The following is a 15,666-nucleotide window of genomic DNA, read 5'->3' on the forward strand; positions in this document are numbered from 1 at the left end:
CAATCCTTCCCCTTTGTGCTCTGGAGACCTCACATGTCTGACTTCTCTGGCCTGGCGCTGGTGATCGAGCCGAGCGACCTGCTCCCTCGCCTCGAAGCCCGCAACCTGATTCTGGTGGATCTGACCAGTGCCGCCCGCTATGCCGAGGGTCACATTCCCGGCGCACGCTTCGTCGATCCGAAGCGCACCCAGCTGGGCCAGGCACCGGCTCCGGGCCTGTTGCCGACAAAAGAAAAACTCGAAGAGCTGTTCGGTGAACTGGGTCATCACAAGGACGCGGTCTACGTGGTCTATGACGACGAAGGCGGTGGCTGGGCCGGACGTTTCATCTGGCTGCTCGACGTGATCGGTCACGACAAGTACCACTACCTCGACGGCGGCCTGCCGGCGTGGCTGGCGGAAGGCTCGCCGATGTCGATCCAGATCCCTCCTGTCGTCGGCGGTCCGGTAGCCCTGACCCTGCACGACGAACCGACCGCCACCCGCGAATACCTGCAAAGCCGCCTCGGTGCCGCCGACCTGGCGATCTGGGATGCTCGCGGGCCACTGGAATACTCCGGCGAGAAAGTGCTGGCGGCCAAGGGTGGGCACATCCCCGGTGCAGTCAACTTCGAATGGACGGCAGGCATGGATCAGGCGCGCCAGCTGCGCATCCGCACCGACATGCCGCAGATCCTCGAAAGCCTCGGGATCACGAAAGACAAAGAAATCATTACTCACTGCCAGACCCATCACCGGTCCGGTTTCACTTATCTGGTGGCCAAATCCCTCGGTTATCCGCGGGTCAAGGGCTACGCCGGTTCCTGGGGCGAATGGGGCAACCACCCCGACACCCCCGTCGAGCTTTAAGGATTTTTAAGGACAGTCATGAAAGAGCGTTTGTTTATCATCAGCCAATACCTGCTGCCTCACCACTTGCTGTCGCGCCTGGCCGGCTGCATTGCCGAGTGCCGCGTGCGCTGGTTCAAGAATGCCTTCACCACCTGGTTCGCCAAGCGTTATCAGGTGGACATGTCGCTGGCGCTGGTTGAGGACGTGACCGCTTACGAGCACTTCAACGCCTTCTTCACCCGCGCCCTGAAAGACGGCGCCCGTCCTCTGGACGAGACACCGGGCGCGATCCTCAGCCCGGCCGACGGTGCGATCAGCCAGCTCGGCCCGATCGAACACGGTCGCATTTTCCAGGCTAAAGGCCACAGCTTCAGCGTGCTGGAACTGCTGGGTGGCGACGCGGCCAATGCTGCGCCGTTCATGGGCGGCGAATTCGCCACCGTTTACCTGTCGCCGAAGGACTACCACCGCGTGCACATGCCGCTGGCCGGCACCCTGCGCGAAATGGTCTACATCCCGGGCCGGATCTTCTCGGTCAACAAGACCACCGCTGAAAACGTCCCTGAGCTGTTCGCCCGCAACGAGCGCGTAGCGTGCATCTTCGACACCGAGCGCGGGCCGATGGCCGTGGTGCTGGTGGGCGCGATGATCGTGGCGTCGATTGAAACCGTGTGGGCCGGTCTGGTCACGCCACCGAAGCGCGAACTGAAAACCTTCCGCTACGACGAAGCCGCCCGTGCGCCGATTCATCTGGAAAAAGGTGCGGAACTGGGTCGCTTCAAGCTGGGTTCGACCGCGATCGTGCTGTTTGGCCCGGATCAGGTGAAATGGGTTGAAGAAATGAAAGCCGGCTCGCCGGTACAGATGGGCCAGGCCCTGGCATTGCCGAACGCCTGAACCTGTTGATCCGCCCTTTCGCACGTCTGCGAAGGGGCGGACACGACCTGGCTGGCGCCGTTACTCTATCTGCCCACGGAAGCCGATCGGCCCTTCGTTGGCGTAGGTATTGGTGCCGCTGAGGTTTTTCCCGCCGTCACTCGACGTGACACTCAACGCGATAACGTTCTGGTTATCCCGACCGCCGATCACCCATTTGCCACCTGGGTGCCACGGGGCATCGTTGCCACCCCACTGGTTCTCGACGTTGTACTGGTTCTGGCCAGTGCGCTGAGCCTTGAAGCCAATAGGGCCTTCGCCGGCGTAGGTCATGGTGCCGGTGAAGCTTTTGCCGCCGTCGCCGGACTTGATCTCGATCGCGACGACTTTCTGGTTGTCCCGCGCGCCCAGTACCCAGGTTCCACCCGGATGCCAGGGTGCCGAATTACCGCCCCATTGATTTGCCACTGCGTATTTAGACATGAACCTCATCTCCTTGAAGTTGTTCAGAGACCTGCCCGACGTGTGCGGCAAGCCGTGCAACCGTGCGTTTCCGATCGCACGCCAAAGAGCCTAGTAGCGCCTGCCGAAATGGCACCAAGCCAGCAGACCAACGGTAAAAAAGCCTGACAAACGCCTGCGAAACAGACCACAACTGCTAGAGTTTTTGGCATCGTCCTATTCGCCGCCGGAGCGGGTCACGGCATGAGTGAGCCTCGATCCCAACCACCACTGAGCGCCCCGACGCCGACTCAGTTGCGCCTGTCGTTCTGTGAAGCGACTCCGCGCGATCTCAAGCGCTGGATCGCCGGCCTGCCGAAAGCCAACATCGGCGAAACCGCGCGCCAGCTTTATCAGGGCCTTGGCGAACTCAATCAATTGCTGACGCCCAGTGACAATCGTCTGCATCTGCTGGAACTGCTGCGGCCCGAGGTGTACTTCGTCTGCCAGCACCTTGAGCGGCACTTTCTGCATCAGGCGATCATGCTCGATGAGCGTTCACGCAAGATCAGCAACCTGTGCCAGGCGCTGCAAAGCCAACTGGCCATCGGTTACAAACAGATCGTTCTGCGGATCGCGCCCAAATACACAAAGGATCGGGCGACTCTGCTGAGCGAGGCGCTGCAACGCGCCACCCATGCGCTGAAAGGGCAACTGGTGCGCGCCACGCAGTTGTACAGCCCGGCGCCGGAACAGCTGTGGTTTGAATTGCACCAATTGTTTCGCTGCGCCTGCGACTTGCAGCTGCAACACCGTCGGGTCCGTGATGACCTGGCCAGCCTCGCCGGGGAACTGAGCGTCGAACAGACCTACATCGCCGCTCTGCTGCTGGGCAGCGCCCGCTGCAATCAACTGCGCCAGAACCCGATCGCCCAACTCGCGCAGGTGCTTGAGCCGTGGAGTGCCTGGTTGAAACTCCATCCCGGTGCCTCGGGCGAAGGGCTGTTTGCCATTTCTGCGGAGATCGACGCAGGTCCGCGCTATCGCAGCAAATTTCGCAGCGAACAACAGCCGGGACTGCTGGGATTCGATCCGCAACCGCTGGTCGATGCCATCGAAGCCCACTTGCTGCATCAGGACACCTCGACACCGCTGCCAGTGCCGGCCGGCCTGACACTCGACACCCTGCAACATCTGCATGCCACCTGGGGCGAAGCCGCCGAGCGCAGCTTCCAGCGCACCGTCGGCCAGGGCAACCTGACCGTATGTGTGGGCATGAGCGCCCTGCACTTCTATCTGGGTGGCGAACGCACCTTCAGCGAACTGCTCCGGCATCCCGGCTCGCGCGCCGCAAACTTCAGCCGCGCAGTGGCCCAAGGCGAAAAGGACAGCTGGAGTCAGGCATTCGATGCAGCCCCACAGAGCAAGTCCGACGAGTTTTTGCCTTACGAAGAAATCCGCTACGAACCGCTGGCCGACGACGAAGGCGACGCTGACAGCCCGCCGCATTACCCGACCTATGCGTTGCCCGTCATCAACCACAGCCCCGGCGGTTATTGCCTGGCGTGGCCAAAAGAAGTGCCCGCCGAATTGCAGACCGGGGAGATGGTCGGCATCCAGGACACCACGAATCAGGGCTGGAGCATTGCCGTGGTGCGCTGGATCCGCCAGGTGCGCGGCGCCGGGACGCAAATGGGCATCGAACTGGTGGCGCCACACGCCCAGCCCTGCGGCTTGCAACTGGTGCGCACGCGGGACGATCACAGCCATTACCTGCGGGGCTTGTTGTTGCCGGAAATCAGCGCCATCGACTTGCCCGCGACGCTACTGGCGCCACGACTGCCGTTTCAGGAAGGCAGTAAAGTCATGATCAACACCCAGGGCGAAGAGCACCGCGCCGGGCTGGATCGGCGGGTGGCGAGCACCCACAGTTTCAATCAGTTTGCCTATCGCTCGCTGGAGGCCGCGCAGAATGGCGGGAGCGAGGAGGATTTCGACTCGTTGTGGAAATCCCTTTGAGCCAGGACCGCATCCGGGAGCTGCGATCCTGTGCCGTTGTCAGAGCTGCCCGTCGCGATCCCGGAAGCCCAGCAGGTACAGCACGCCATCCAGGCCGAGGGTGGAAATCGCCTGTTTCGCCGACTGCTTGACCAGCGGCTTGGCGCGGAACGCCACACCCAGACCGGCAATCGCCAGCATTGGTAGGTCGTTGGCACCGTCGCCCACCGCGATGGTCTGCTCCAGACGCAAACCTTCTTTTTCAGCCAGCTGTTTCAGCAGATCGGCCTTGCGCTGGGCATCGACGATCGGCTCGATCGCCACGCCGGTGCATTTGCCGTCGACCACTTCCAGTTCGTTCGCAAACACGTAGTCGATGCCAAGCTTGGCCTGCAATTGCTTGGCGAAGTAGGTGAAGCCGCCGGACAGGATCGCGGTCTTGTAGCCCAGGCGCTTGAGTTCGGCGAACAGGGTTTCGGCGCCTTCGGTCAGGCGCAGCGAGGCACCGATCGAATCGAGTACACCGACATCCAGGCCCTTGAGCAGCGCCAGACGCTCTTTGAAGCTGGCGCGGAAGTCCAGCTCACCGGCCATTGCCCGCTCGGTGATTTCCGACACCTGGTCGCCAACGCCGGCGGCCTTGGCCAGTTCATCGATGACTTCGGCTTCGATCAGGGTCGAATCCATGTCGAACACCGCCAGACGACGGTTGCGACGGAACAGCGAATCTTCCTGGAACGCGATGTCGACGTTCAGCTCCTGGGCCACGCTGAGGAATTCGGCGCGCAGGGCCTGCGGATCGGCAGCTTCGCCGCGCACGGAGAATTCGATGCAACCCTTGCCCTTGTCCGCCGGCGTGTCCAGCGGCATGCGACCCGACAGACGGTCGATATGGTCGATGTTCAGGCCATATTTGGCGGTGATCGAGCTCACGGCCTGCAACTGGCCGGCAGTGACCTTGCGGGTCAGCAGGGTGACGATGTGGCGTTTCTTGCCCTGATTGCCCACCCATTGCTGGTAATCCTCTTCGGACACCGGGGTGAAGCGCACCTGCTGGTCGAGCTCGTAACCCTTGAACAGGATGTCCTTGAGCACCGACTTGCCTTGCTCGGAGTCGGGGATTTCCACGAGGATGCCGAACGACAGCATGTCGTGGATCACCGCCTGACCGATATCGAGGATGTTCACACCACCCTGGGCCAGAACACCGGTAATGGCCGCCGTCAGACCGGGACGGTCGACTCCCGTGATGTTAATCAGGACGATTTCGCGCAACGCGCACCCCCGCAACTGGAAAAAAACCGCATTCTACCCACTTTCAGTGACCATCGGGCACCGCCAGCGCTTTGCCGGTCTAGGGCCTGTCGCTATACTGCGCGTCAACTTCACGGACAAAAGAGCCGAGCTCAGTGAACCGGCCCACGCCAGTTAAAACCGATAACTTCTTTCTGCTGATCTTCCGTGCACTGCGCCACCGCCGTGTACCGATTGCATTACGCATTGCCAGCCATAACGTGATCCTGGTCGCCCTGGCCCTGGTGATCTATGCCTGCGTGATGGGCTTGCAGTTCAAGCAGGCCATGCACGAGCAGGCCGATGCGCTGGGCGAAAGCCTGACCACGCAGACCGCCACCTCCGCGACCGAGCTGCTGGTGTCCAACGACATCCTCAGCCTCAACGTGCTGCTCAACAACCTGACCAAGAACAAGCTGGTGGCCCACGCCGCCATCTACAGCGTGGACAACCGCATCCTCGCCGAGTCCGGTCAGCGGCCCAAGCACAGCCTGCTGGGCGAAGCCGAGGGCATGTACGAGAGCAAGATCACCTTCCAGGACGTGACCGCCGGGCAACTGCGCATCAGCCTGGACATGGATCAGTTCCAGCAGCCGATGACCATCAGCCTGCAAAGCATGGGCATTCTGAGTGCGATCCTGCTGGCACTGTCCCTGGCCCTGAGCCTGCGCCTTGGCCGGCACATTTCCACGCCGCTGCTGCAATTGCGCGTGTGGCTGCGCCGGATCGACGAATACACGCCGGGGATCGAGCGTCAGGACGAGATCGGCGACCTGGCCCGTCAACTGCACGCCAGTTACGCCCCGGAACCAACCATTCCCGAGCCTGAGCCGGAACCCGAGTTCGAGGACGATGACGTCGAGCCGGAATTCGAAGTGCGCAACCTGCGCGATCCGAGCTTTGACGAGAGCCGCCCGATGGCCGCGCAGAAGCCTGCGCCGCGCCATGTGGTCAGCACCGTTGAAGACGACGATGACGAAGACCCGTTTGCCGATCTGCGTGACGAATCGCTGAACGAACCCGCGCAACCTGCCGTTCGCAAGCCAACCCCGAGCGTGCCGCAACACACCGCGGTGCTGGCAGTGCAACTGGGTTCGCAGGAGCAACTTCGCCGCCTGCCGCGGGCACGTCTGGAAGAGTTGCAGGAGCGCTATCGTGACTGCCTGGAGCAGGCGGCTTCGCTGTATCAGGGTGAAATCGAAACCCTGAACGATGGCAGCACGCTGATGCTGTTCCACACCGAAGACAGCGGCGACGATTACCTGACCAACGCCATCTGCTGCGGCGAGCTGCTGCGAGCGCTGGGCCACCAGTTGCAGATCGAAGTCGCCGACAGCGGCATCACCCTGCAATTGCAGCTTGGCCTGACCCTGGGCGACGAACTGTTCGGACTGAGCCAGATCGACCTGCTGCTGACCGACTCCGCCCAGGACGCCCTGGCGCTGTCGCAACACAGCCGCAACCTGCTGCTGGTGGAGCGCAAGATCGGTGATGACGCGCTGATTCGCCAGCGTGCGCGGATCCGGCCGATTGCCAGCCCTGAAGGGGCTTGCTGTGTGGAGCGATTGATGGAGCCTTATCCGTCGATGCTTGAGCGGCAGCTGGCGCGGATGCATGAGCGTCGGGCCTGAGGCCTTGATGTGAAGAAGCCCGCAGACGAGTGATTGTCTGCGGGCTTTTTTGTGTGTGGCGTTTTCGTGATCTCGCCAGGCTTTGGAGTCCCCTCACCCTAACCCTCTCCCAAAGGGAGAGGGGACTGATAGGGGGATATTCGGGATCTACACCGACCTGAACATGCTGTGCCGAATCCATAATTGTGAGACCGCTCTGCGCCAAATCCATAATCGCCAAGACTTCGCAGGTCGATGAATGACGCAAGACACCTCGGTCAGTCCCCTCTCCCTCCGGGAGAGGGTTAGGGTGAGGGGAGCTTTTCGAGACAGGCATCAATGCATGTACCACCAACGCCCAGAAACGACAAAGCCCGCACAAGGCGGGCTCTGTCCTGACTCGATCCAGCCTTAGAAGCGAAACACTTCCATATCGGTGCGAATCGGCGAAGCCATCGGAATCTTCGGTTGTTTCTCGGCTTCTGCCGCCGGCGCTGCCGGTTTCGGTGCCGGTTTGCGTGGCGCTTCGGCAACCGGTGGCTGGTTGGCCAACGGCTTGAGCGCTACAGAGAGCTGCTCGGCCAGGCGTTGCAGCAAGATGCCTTGCGCCTGAACCTGCGAAGCCGTGCCGCCACTGTGCTGCTCTTGCAGATGCACGATGCGGTTGTCACGCACCTGGCCACGACGGTCGATCAGACGCCATTGAGCATCGAGAATCGCCGGCTGCGACACGCCGGAATCCAGACGCGTGATGGTCAACAGCACCTGCACATCCGGGGTGAAACCCAGAGTGGCCGGCGCCAATACCACACGCTGGCTGTCCAGATGGCCGGCGACCTGACGCAACAGCAACTGATCGATGTCCGAAGACAGGCTGCCGGCCCAGCGGCCGTCGATCGATGCCTGCAGGCTGCCGTCCGGTTGACGCTGCAACAGGGTTTCACGTTGCAGGTAGTCGGCAACTACCACAGGGCCCAGCAAAACTGCCATGCCCGCGCTTTGCGCAGGCTGAGCCGGACTTCCGCTGTCCAGCTGATACAGCGACACCGGCTGGTGAACGCTGCAACCCGCCAGGCCAAGAACGCCGGCGAGCAGGAAAATAAGGGGGCGCAGAGAAGTCATCATCCCGTCCAGGTGGCCGCCACAAGGCTGACCACAGTGAAAATACTCAAAAAATATGAAGAACGCTCGGCCACGCCGGCGCTTGGAAAGGCCATATCATCCGTGAATATGCGTTCCGACTCCAGCGCCAAAGCGCCGATCTACGGGTTAAATCGAAGATCGGGCGCTCTAGAGAGGCGTTCTCAGTCATTTTTCCCGAAGGAGAAATGAGTGCGAACGCTTCCTGGCCGCTTAATTGAGGTTTTCGACGAGCAGCGCATCCACTCGCTGGAAGCCCCGTGGCAGTTTATTGCCACGGCGACCACGCTCACCCTTGTAGTGTTCGAGGTCGTCGGCTTTCAGCGACAAGGTACGTTTTCCGGCCTGCAGCACCAGCGTGGCGCCTTCCGGAAGAACGGCGATGTCCGTGACATATTCTTCGCGACTGGCCACTCGTTCACCGGAAATGCCGATGATCTTGTTGCCTTTGCCCTTCCCTAATTGTGGCAGATCGCTGATTTTGAAGATCAGCAGGCGACCCTCGGTCGTCACCGAAGCCAGCCAGTTCTGCTCGCGATCGGCCACCGGACGCGGCGCGATCACCTTGGCGTTGTTCGGCAGGCTCAACAGGGCCTTGCCGGCCTTGTTCTTGGCTTGCAGATCTTCGCCCTTGACCACGAAACCGTAGCCGGCGTCAGAGGCGATCACGTACAGCGCATCGTCTTCCGGCATCAGCACGCATTCGAACGTAGCGCCAGGCGGCGGCGTCAGACGGCCGGTCAACGGCTCGCCCTGGCCCCGTGCCGACGGCAAGGTGTGTGCGGCCACCGAATAACTGCGGCCGGTGGAGTCGATAACCACGGCTGACTGGTTGGAGCGCCCCGCCGCCGAGGTCTTGAAGCCGTCGCCGGCCTTGTACGACAGGCCGGTGGCGTCGATCTCGTGGCCCTTGGCCGAACGAATCCAGCCTTTTTCCGACAGCACAACGGTCACTTTCTCGTTCGGCAGCAGATCGTGCTCGGTCAGCGCCTTGGCTTCCGTGCGCTCAACGATTGGCGACCGACGGTCATCGCCGTAGGTTTCAGCGTCTTTCAACAGCTCGGTGCGCACCAGTTTCTTCAGCTTGGCTTCGCTGCCCAGCAGGGCTTGCAGCTTGGCCTGTTCCTTGAGCAGTTCGTCCTGCTCGTCGCGCAACTTCATTTCTTCCAGTCGCGCCAACTGACGCAGACGGGTATCGAGGATGTAGTCAGCCTGGATTTCGCTGAGGGCAAAACGCTCGATCAGCTTGGCTTTCGGGTGCTCCTCGGTGCGGATGATATGGATCACTTCATCCAGGTTGAGGTAAGCGATCAGCAAACCGTCCAACAGGTGCAGGCGACGCTCGACCTTGTCGAGGCGGAACTGCAGGCGGCGACGCACGGTCAGCACGCGGAATTCCAGCCACTCCACCAGCAACGCACGGAGGTTTTTCAGCTGCGGCTTGCCGTCCAGACCGATGATGTTGACATTGACCCGGTAGGTCGACTCCAGCTCGGTGCTGGCGAACAGATGCTGCATCAGCGCTTCGTGATCGACACGGCTGTTGACCGGGATGATCACGATGCGGCATGGGTTTTCGTGGTCGGACTCGTCACGCAGGTCGGCGATCTGCGGCGCTTTCGACGGTTTGGCCTGCATCAGCGCGGCGATCTGTTCCAGCACCTTGGCCCCGGAGACCTGGTGCGGCAGCGCGGTAACGATGATGTCGCCATCCTCGACGTGGTACACGGCGCGCATGCGCACCGAGCCCTTGCCGGTTTCGTACATTTTCAGCAGGTCGGCACGCGGGGTGATGATTTCCGCTTCGGTCGGGTAGTCCGGGCCCTGAATGTGTTCGCAGAGCTGTTCGACCGTGGCTTTCGGCTCATCGAGCAGACGCACGCACGCGGTGGCGACTTCGCGCAGGTTGTGCGGCGGCACGTCGGTGGCCATGCCCACGGCGATACCGGTGGTGCCGTTGAGCAGGATGTTCGGAAGACGCGCAGGGAGAACCAGCGGTTCCTGAAGGGTGCCGTCGAAGTTCGGGCCCCAGTCTGCGGTGCCCTGGCCCAGTTCGCTGAGCAGCACTTCGGAATAACGCGACAGCCGCGCTTCGGTGTATCGCATGGCGGCGAAGGATTTCGGATCGTCCGGCGCACCCCAGTTACCCTGGCCGTCCACCAGCGTGTAGCGATAGCTGAACGGCTGGGCCATCAGCACCATCGCTTCGTAGCACGCCGAGTCGCCGTGGGGGTGGAACTTGCCGAGCACGTCGCCGACGGTACGCGCCGACTTCTTGTGCTTGGAATCGGCGTCCAGCCCCAGCTCGCTCATGGCGTAGACGATACGCCGCTGTACCGGTTTCAGACCGTCGCCGATATGCGGCAAGGCACGGTCCATGATCACGTACATGGAGTAGTTGAGGTAGGCATTTTCGGTGAAGTCAGCCAGCGACCGGCGTTCTACGCCATCTAAGCTGTCTGCAAGGTTGTCGCTCATGCGGGCCTCATCGGTTCGTTGTCTGGCGCAACAGCATGGTGCCGCCGCGCTGAGTAAATTCAAGTTTGTTCAGGGCGCTCATGCCGAGCAGCACCTGGTCGCCATGCAGCCCCGGCGCCACCAGTGCGCGGACGTCCCGCAGCACGATGTCGCCCAGTTGCAGGCGGTCGATACGGGTGCGATAGCCCTGGCTCAGGCCGTTGGCCGTGCTCAGGGTCACACCGAAACCTTCTTCCAGCTTCAGGCTTTTCGCCACCTCCGCCGGGATTGCCACGTCGGTCGCGCCGGTGTCGAGCATGAACTCCACCGGCCGACCGTTGATCAGGCCGCTGACGACAAAATGTCCCTGGGCGTTGCCGATCAGTTTCACTTCGATATAGCCGTTGCCCTGCTGCGAAGTCACCTCTGCATTGGGATTACGCTGGCGGTCTTCCCACTGGCCGAAAAACCGCGTGGCCAGAAACAGCGCCGCGCACCAGGCCAGAATCATCAGCACACGCCCGGCGCGCTTGCCCGGCGGTTGCTGACTCATGGCTTGGCGCTCCAGCCACCCTCAGGCGCGGCAAAGCGCCAGACAATCGGGCGGACCTCGCCATCGGCGCGAGGACCAAAATTGTTGTCGACGCCGATCCAGGCGCCTTGAGCATCGACGACCAGCGCCTCTTCCAGACCGAAGTTCTGCGCGTAACGACGATTGCCCTGCAACAGCTCGGCCGCGTACGACCAGCAAAGCTCGACCTTGGCCGTCTGCGGATCACGGCGACAGATCTGGTAGGCGTTGCGCTCAAGGGTAAACAGTTTGCCGTTGAACAATGACAGGTCGGAAAAATCCCGATTGACCGGTCTGGCCTTGGGAAACTGCGGCGGCTGCATTTCCATCCCGCCTTCGCTCAGCAACACGCAGCGACCGTCACAGTCCCACACCGTCTGTTGGCGCTTGATCAGCAACAAACCACGGCTTTGCCGTTCGGCGGCCAGCCACATCTGATCGCCCGCCGGATTGATCGCCAGGCCTTCGAAAATCGCATTGAATTGCAGCAGCAGGCCACTGGCCCGCGCTTCGCGCACCATCATCGGCGAAATTTTCAGCCACGACGACGGCCCCTGCGGCGGCACTTGCAGTACGGCTGCATGGCCTTCGCTGACAATGTAGCGATTGCCGGCGCTGTCGCAGGTGATCCCTTCGAAATCCAGGTCTCCGCCGCGAACGAACGACGCCGCCCAGGTCCGTGACTTGATGCCCCACGGCAAACCGCTGTCGGGGACTGGCGGCGGGTCGATGCGTACGGCAGTCGCCTGCCAGACGGCATCGCGAGTATCGAGACGGTAGATCTGATCATCATCGCGATCCGACACTGTCCACAGCTCGTTGCCGCACAGGGCCAGCCCCGACAGGTTGCCGCCGCGCATGCCTTCGACCGGGTGTTCGGCGAGCACGCGCAGTTCTTGCACAGGCTCCGCCGACGCCGTCATCGACCCCAGCAGCAACGCACCCGCCAAGGCCCAGCCAAACCGCATCAGGCCAGGACCTCGGCGAGGTTGCCCTTGGACTCGAGCCAGGTCTTGCGGTCACCGGCGCGTTTCTTCGCCAGCAGCATGTCCATCATTTCCGAGGTTTCGGCGAAGTCGTCCCCGAGGGTCAACTGCACCAGACGCCGGGTGTTCGGGTCCATGGTGGTTTCACGCAGTTGCGGCGGGTTCATTTCACCCAGACCCTTGAATCGGGTGACCTGCGGCTTGCCGCGCTTCTTCTCGGCCACCAGACGGTCGAGGATCCCGTCGCGCTCGGCATCGTCCAGGGCGTAGAAAATCTCTTTACCCAGATCGATACGGTACAGCGGCGGCATCGCGACGTAGACGTGACCGGCATCCACCAACGGGCGGAAATGCTGGACGAACAAGGCGCACAACAACGTGGCGATGTGCAGACCGTCGGAGTCGGCGTCGGCGAGGATGCAGATCTTGCCGTAACGCAGCTGGCTCATGTCCTCGGCGCCCGGATCGACACCGATGGCCACGGCAATGTTGTGCACTTCCTGGCTGGCCAGCACTTCGCTGCCGTCGACTTCCCAGGTGTTGAGGATCTTGCCGCGCAACGGCAGGATCGCCTGGAATTCCTTGTCCCGCGCCTGCTTGGCCGAACCGCCGGCGGAATCACCTTCCACCAGGAACAGCTCGGAACGCATCGGGTCCTGCCCGGCGCAATCCGCCAGTTTGCCCGGCAGTGCCGGCCCCTGGGTGATGCGCTTGCGCTCGACTTTCTTGCTGGCTTTCAGGCGACGGCCGGCGTTGCTGATTGCCAGCTCCGCCAACGCCAGACCGGTTTCCGGGTTGGCGTTGAGCCACAGGCTGAACGCGTCCTTGACCACGCCGGAGACAAACGCCGCCGCTTCACGGGAGGACAGACGCTCCTTGGTCTGGCCGGAGAATTGCGGCTCCTGCATCTTCATCGACAGCACGAAGGCGATGCGTTCCCAGACGTCTTCCGGCGCCAACTTCACGCCGCGCGGCAGCAGGCTGCGGAATTCGCAGAACTCGCGCATCGCATCGAGCAGGCCCTGACGCAGACCGTTGACGTGGGTGCCGCCCTGCTCCGTCGGGATCAGGTTGACGTAGCTTTCGGTGACCGAGGTGCCGCCTTCCGGCAGCCAAAGCAGGGCCCATTCGACCGCTTCCTTGGTGCCTGCCAGGTTGCCGCAGAACGGCGCGTCCGGCAGACGCTCGAATTCACTGACCGCGTCTACCAGGTAGGAACGCAGGCCATCTTCGTAATGCCACTCGACCTTTTCGCCGGTGCCTTTGTCTTCGAAGCTGATCAGCAGACCCGGGCACAGCACGGCCTTGGCCTTGAGCACGTGCTTGAGGCGGCTGATGGAGAACTTTGGCGAATCGAAGTATTTCGGGTCCGGCGCGAAGTACACGCTGGTCCCGGTATTGCGCTTGCCGACGGTGCCGATCACTTGCAGATCGGTGGCCTTGTAGCCGTCGGCGAAGGTCATCTCGTATTCGTTGCCGTCACGCTTGACCCGCACCCGCACCTGGGTCGACAAGGCGTTGACCACGGAAATACCCACCCCGTGCAGACCGCCGGAGAACTGGTAGTTCTTGTTGGAAAACTTGCCGCCCGCATGGAGCTTGGTGAGGATCAGCTCAACACCCGACACACCCTCTTCCGGGTGAATGTCGACCGGCATGCCGCGACCGTCATCGCAGACTTCCAGCGAGTGGTCGGCGTGGAGGATGACCTGGATCGATTTGGCGTGGCCGGCCAGGGCTTCGTCGACGCTGTTGTCGATGACTTCCTGGGCGAGGTGGTTCGGCCGACTGGTGTCGGTGTACATGCCGGGGCGTTTGCGCACCGGGTCGAGGCCCGAGAGGACTTCGATGGCGTCGGCGTTATAGGAGCTAGCGCTGGGAGTGGCCATAAGGTCTCGTCGTCAGTGTTCGGTGAATAAGGAATTAATGGGGCAACCGCTCACAGCGCGGTGAAATCGATTGCCTGAAACAAATCGGCGCCAATGCCGGCAAAACTCAGCAACGCCGGCAATTGCCCGGCAAACCCCTGGAAACTATGGTCGCCGCCGGCCTGAATGCGCAAGGCACAGGCCCGGTAATACTGCTGGGCATGGCGATAGTCCAGCGTTTCGTCCCCGGTCTGCAACCACACCTGATACCGCTGCGAATCCTGCGGTGCCGGCACTTCCAGTTCGGCCAGGGCCGTCACATGGTCGTGGGTCAATTCCCATGTTTCGTCGGTGTACAGGTTTTTCTGCGTCCCCAGGTATCCGTCGAACATCCGGTGCGGACTGACGGCCGGGTTGACCAGCAGGGCTTTCAGGCCATGGCGCTCGGCCAGGTGAGTCGCATAGTAGCCGCCGAGCGAGCTTCCCACCAGCAACGGCCGGCCGAGTTCGGCGATTGCCTGCTCCAGCTGACCGATGGCTTCACGCGGGTGGTGATGCAGCGCCGGGACACGCAATTGATCGCTCAAACCCAACCGCTCCATCACCTCGACCAGCTGACAGGCCTTCTTCGAGGCCGGTGCGCTGTTGAAACCGTGGATATAGAGGATCGAACCGGACATTTGAGCTCCCTGGGTGTCGGCTAAAGAAAGCGGAGTTTACAGGGAGTCAGGGGGTGTTGGGCCAGCACCCGAGGAAATCAGCGCCGCGCCCCTGAATCAGTAGCCGTTGGAGCCGTAATCGACGGTGAACCGGAAATCGGTGACACGCTCCACGCCCGTCTCGATCCGCCCGTCCGGCAACAGCCGCAACCAGCGATAGCCCGGTGACTGCTCGCCGACCTTGAAGTCGACACTGCCCGGCTCGAACTGAATGCAGGTCGACGGCGAGGCGATCAGTCGCACGCCGTTGCGTTCGCGGTCGATCTCCTGATGCACATGTCCCCACAACACGGCGCGGGCCTGCGGGAAACGGTCGAGCACGTCGAAAAACGCTTCGGGATTGCGCAAGCCGATCGGCTCCATCCAGGCACAACCGATCGACACCGGGTGATGGTGGAAGCACACCAGGTGATGCCGATCCGGCGCCTCGCTCAGCGAACGCGCCAGCAATTGCAGTTGGTCATCCTGCAAATACCCCGGCACCGAGCCCGGCACCGCCGAATCGAGCAGGGTCACGCGCCAATTGCCGACATCCACCACTGGCTCCAGCAATGCACTTTGTACCGCGGCCATTTGCATGATCTGCGGTTCGTCGTGGTTGCCGGGGATCCAGCGCGCAGGTGCGTCGATCTGCGCCGTCATCTGACGAAATTGCTGGTAGGACTCCAGCGTGCCGTCCTGGGACAGATCACCGCTGGCAACGATCAAGTCGATCTGCGGCTGCTGCTCGAGCACCAGTTCGATGACTTTCTGCAGGCTCTCGCGGGTCTTCATGCCCAGCAGCGTACCGTCCGCTTCGGCGAACAAATGACTGTCGGACAGTTGCACCAGCAATGCCGCATCGGCGGTGGTCAGAGTCGATACGCTCGGCAAGGC

General features: G+C 62.2%; 13 protein-coding genes. 4 read left to right on the plus strand and 9 right to left on the minus strand.

What is annotated here, in order from left to right; translation table 11 throughout:
- Positions 1 to 33: 33 nt before the first annotated feature.
- Complete coding sequence (locus AC3WRD_RS00745) at positions 34 to 849, plus strand: rhodanese-like domain-containing protein (protein WP_102620140.1); 816 nt, start codon at positions 34 to 36, stop codon at positions 847 to 849.
- 18 nt (positions 850 to 867) lie between these two features.
- Positions 868 to 1,728, plus strand: coding sequence for an archaetidylserine decarboxylase (gene asd / locus AC3WRD_RS00750; RefSeq protein WP_096819830.1), 861 nt, complete (start codon positions 868 to 870; stop codon positions 1,726 to 1,728).
- A 60-nt stretch (positions 1,729 to 1,788) separates the two neighbouring features.
- Here asd and AC3WRD_RS00755 read toward each other — a convergent pair whose 3' ends face one another.
- Positions 1,789 to 2,190: a lectin OAA family protein gene (locus tag AC3WRD_RS00755; protein WP_096819831.1), complete on the minus strand. Its 402-nt coding sequence runs from the start codon at positions 2,188 to 2,190 to the stop codon at positions 1,789 to 1,791.
- A gap of 222 nt (positions 2,191 to 2,412) precedes the next feature.
- Here AC3WRD_RS00755 and AC3WRD_RS00760 point away from each other — a divergent pair, with 222 nt between their 5' ends.
- Entirely contained in the window at positions 2,413 to 4,167 is a 1,755-nt protein-coding gene (locus AC3WRD_RS00760; RefSeq protein WP_102620141.1) for a cyclic-di-GMP receptor FimW-related protein, read from the plus strand.
- Positions 4,168 to 4,206: 39 nt separating this feature from the next.
- On the opposite strand, the gene serB is transcribed toward AC3WRD_RS00760, so the two are convergent.
- Complete coding sequence (gene serB / locus AC3WRD_RS00765; protein ID WP_096819833.1) at positions 4,207 to 5,421, minus strand: phosphoserine phosphatase SerB; 1,215 nt, start codon at positions 5,419 to 5,421, stop codon at positions 4,207 to 4,209.
- 134 nt (positions 5,422 to 5,555) lie between these two features.
- On the opposite strand from serB, the gene AC3WRD_RS00770 reads away from it, so the two are divergent.
- Positions 5,556 to 7,070 (plus strand): AhpA/YtjB family protein, encoded by a 1,515-nt coding sequence (locus AC3WRD_RS00770; protein WP_102620142.1) that lies wholly within the window; start codon positions 5,556 to 5,558, stop codon positions 7,068 to 7,070.
- A 390-nt stretch (positions 7,071 to 7,460) separates the two neighbouring features.
- On the opposite strand, the gene AC3WRD_RS00775 is transcribed toward AC3WRD_RS00770, so the two are convergent.
- From AC3WRD_RS00775 to cpdA, 7 genes are all read right to left on the minus strand, one after another.
- Positions 7,461 to 8,171 (minus strand): PqiC family protein, encoded by a 711-nt coding sequence (locus AC3WRD_RS00775; RefSeq protein WP_102620143.1) that lies wholly within the window; start codon positions 8,169 to 8,171, stop codon positions 7,461 to 7,463.
- Positions 8,172 to 8,402: 231 nt separating this feature from the next.
- Positions 8,403 to 10,667 (minus strand): DNA topoisomerase IV subunit A, encoded by a 2,265-nt coding sequence (gene parC, locus AC3WRD_RS00780; RefSeq protein WP_096819836.1) that lies wholly within the window; start codon positions 10,665 to 10,667, stop codon positions 8,403 to 8,405.
- Positions 10,668 to 10,674: 7 nt separating this feature from the next.
- Positions 10,675 to 11,199, minus strand: coding sequence for a retropepsin-like aspartic protease family protein (locus tag AC3WRD_RS00785; RefSeq protein WP_096819837.1), 525 nt, complete (start codon positions 11,197 to 11,199; stop codon positions 10,675 to 10,677).
- Positions 11,196 to 12,185 (minus strand): esterase-like activity of phytase family protein, encoded by a 990-nt coding sequence (locus AC3WRD_RS00790; RefSeq protein WP_102620144.1) that lies wholly within the window; start codon positions 12,183 to 12,185, stop codon positions 11,196 to 11,198. The genes AC3WRD_RS00785 and AC3WRD_RS00790 overlap by 4 nt, the downstream gene beginning before the upstream one ends.
- Positions 12,185 to 14,092 carry a DNA topoisomerase IV subunit B gene (gene parE, locus AC3WRD_RS00795; RefSeq protein WP_102620145.1) on the minus strand — a complete coding sequence of 636 codons (1,908 nt, stop codon included), beginning with the start codon at positions 14,090 to 14,092 and terminating at the stop codon, positions 12,185 to 12,187. Before parE ends, AC3WRD_RS00790 begins: the two co-directional genes overlap by 1 nt.
- Positions 14,093 to 14,142: 50 nt before the next feature.
- A complete protein-coding gene (locus tag AC3WRD_RS00800; RefSeq protein ID WP_085711138.1) occupies positions 14,143 to 14,751 on the minus strand; it encodes a YqiA/YcfP family alpha/beta fold hydrolase in 609 nt (202 codons plus the stop codon).
- Positions 14,752 to 14,847: 96 nt separating this feature from the next.
- Positions 14,848 to 15,663: a 3',5'-cyclic-AMP phosphodiesterase gene (gene cpdA / locus AC3WRD_RS00805; RefSeq protein WP_102620146.1), complete on the minus strand. Its 816-nt coding sequence runs from the start codon at positions 15,661 to 15,663 to the stop codon at positions 14,848 to 14,850.
- Positions 15,664 to 15,666: the final 3 nt, after the last annotated feature.

Source organism: Pseudomonas sp. FW215-R2 (assembly GCF_058789255.1).

Bases quoted from the DNA above. Each gene is read 5' to 3' on its own strand.
- AC3WRD_RS00745 (WP_102620140.1), top strand. From the start codon at position 34: ATGTCTGACTTCTCTGGCCTGGCGCTGGTGATCGAGCCGAGCGACCTG.
- asd (WP_096819830.1), top strand. From the start codon at position 868: ATGAAAGAGCGTTTGTTTATCATCAGCCAATACCTGCTGCCTCACCAC.
- AC3WRD_RS00755 (WP_096819831.1), bottom strand. From the start codon at position 2,190: ATGTCTAAATACGCAGTGGCAAATCAATGGGGCGGTAATTCGGCACCC.
- AC3WRD_RS00760 (WP_102620141.1), top strand. From the start codon at position 2,413: ATGAGTGAGCCTCGATCCCAACCACCACTGAGCGCCCCGACGCCGACT.
- AC3WRD_RS00775 (WP_102620143.1), bottom strand. From the start codon at position 8,171: ATGACTTCTCTGCGCCCCCTTATTTTCCTGCTCGCCGGCGTTCTTGGC.
- parC (WP_096819836.1), bottom strand. From the start codon at position 10,667: ATGAGCGACAACCTTGCAGACAGCTTAGATGGCGTAGAACGCCGGTCG.
- AC3WRD_RS00785 (WP_096819837.1), bottom strand. From the start codon at position 11,199: ATGAGTCAGCAACCGCCGGGCAAGCGCGCCGGGCGTGTGCTGATGATT.
- AC3WRD_RS00790 (WP_102620144.1), bottom strand. From the start codon at position 12,185: ATGCGGTTTGGCTGGGCCTTGGCGGGTGCGTTGCTGCTGGGGTCGATG.
- parE (WP_102620145.1), bottom strand. From the start codon at position 14,092: ATGGCCACTCCCAGCGCTAGCTCCTATAACGCCGACGCCATCGAAGTC.
- AC3WRD_RS00800 (WP_085711138.1), bottom strand. From the start codon at position 14,751: ATGTCCGGTTCGATCCTCTATATCCACGGTTTCAACAGCGCACCGGCC.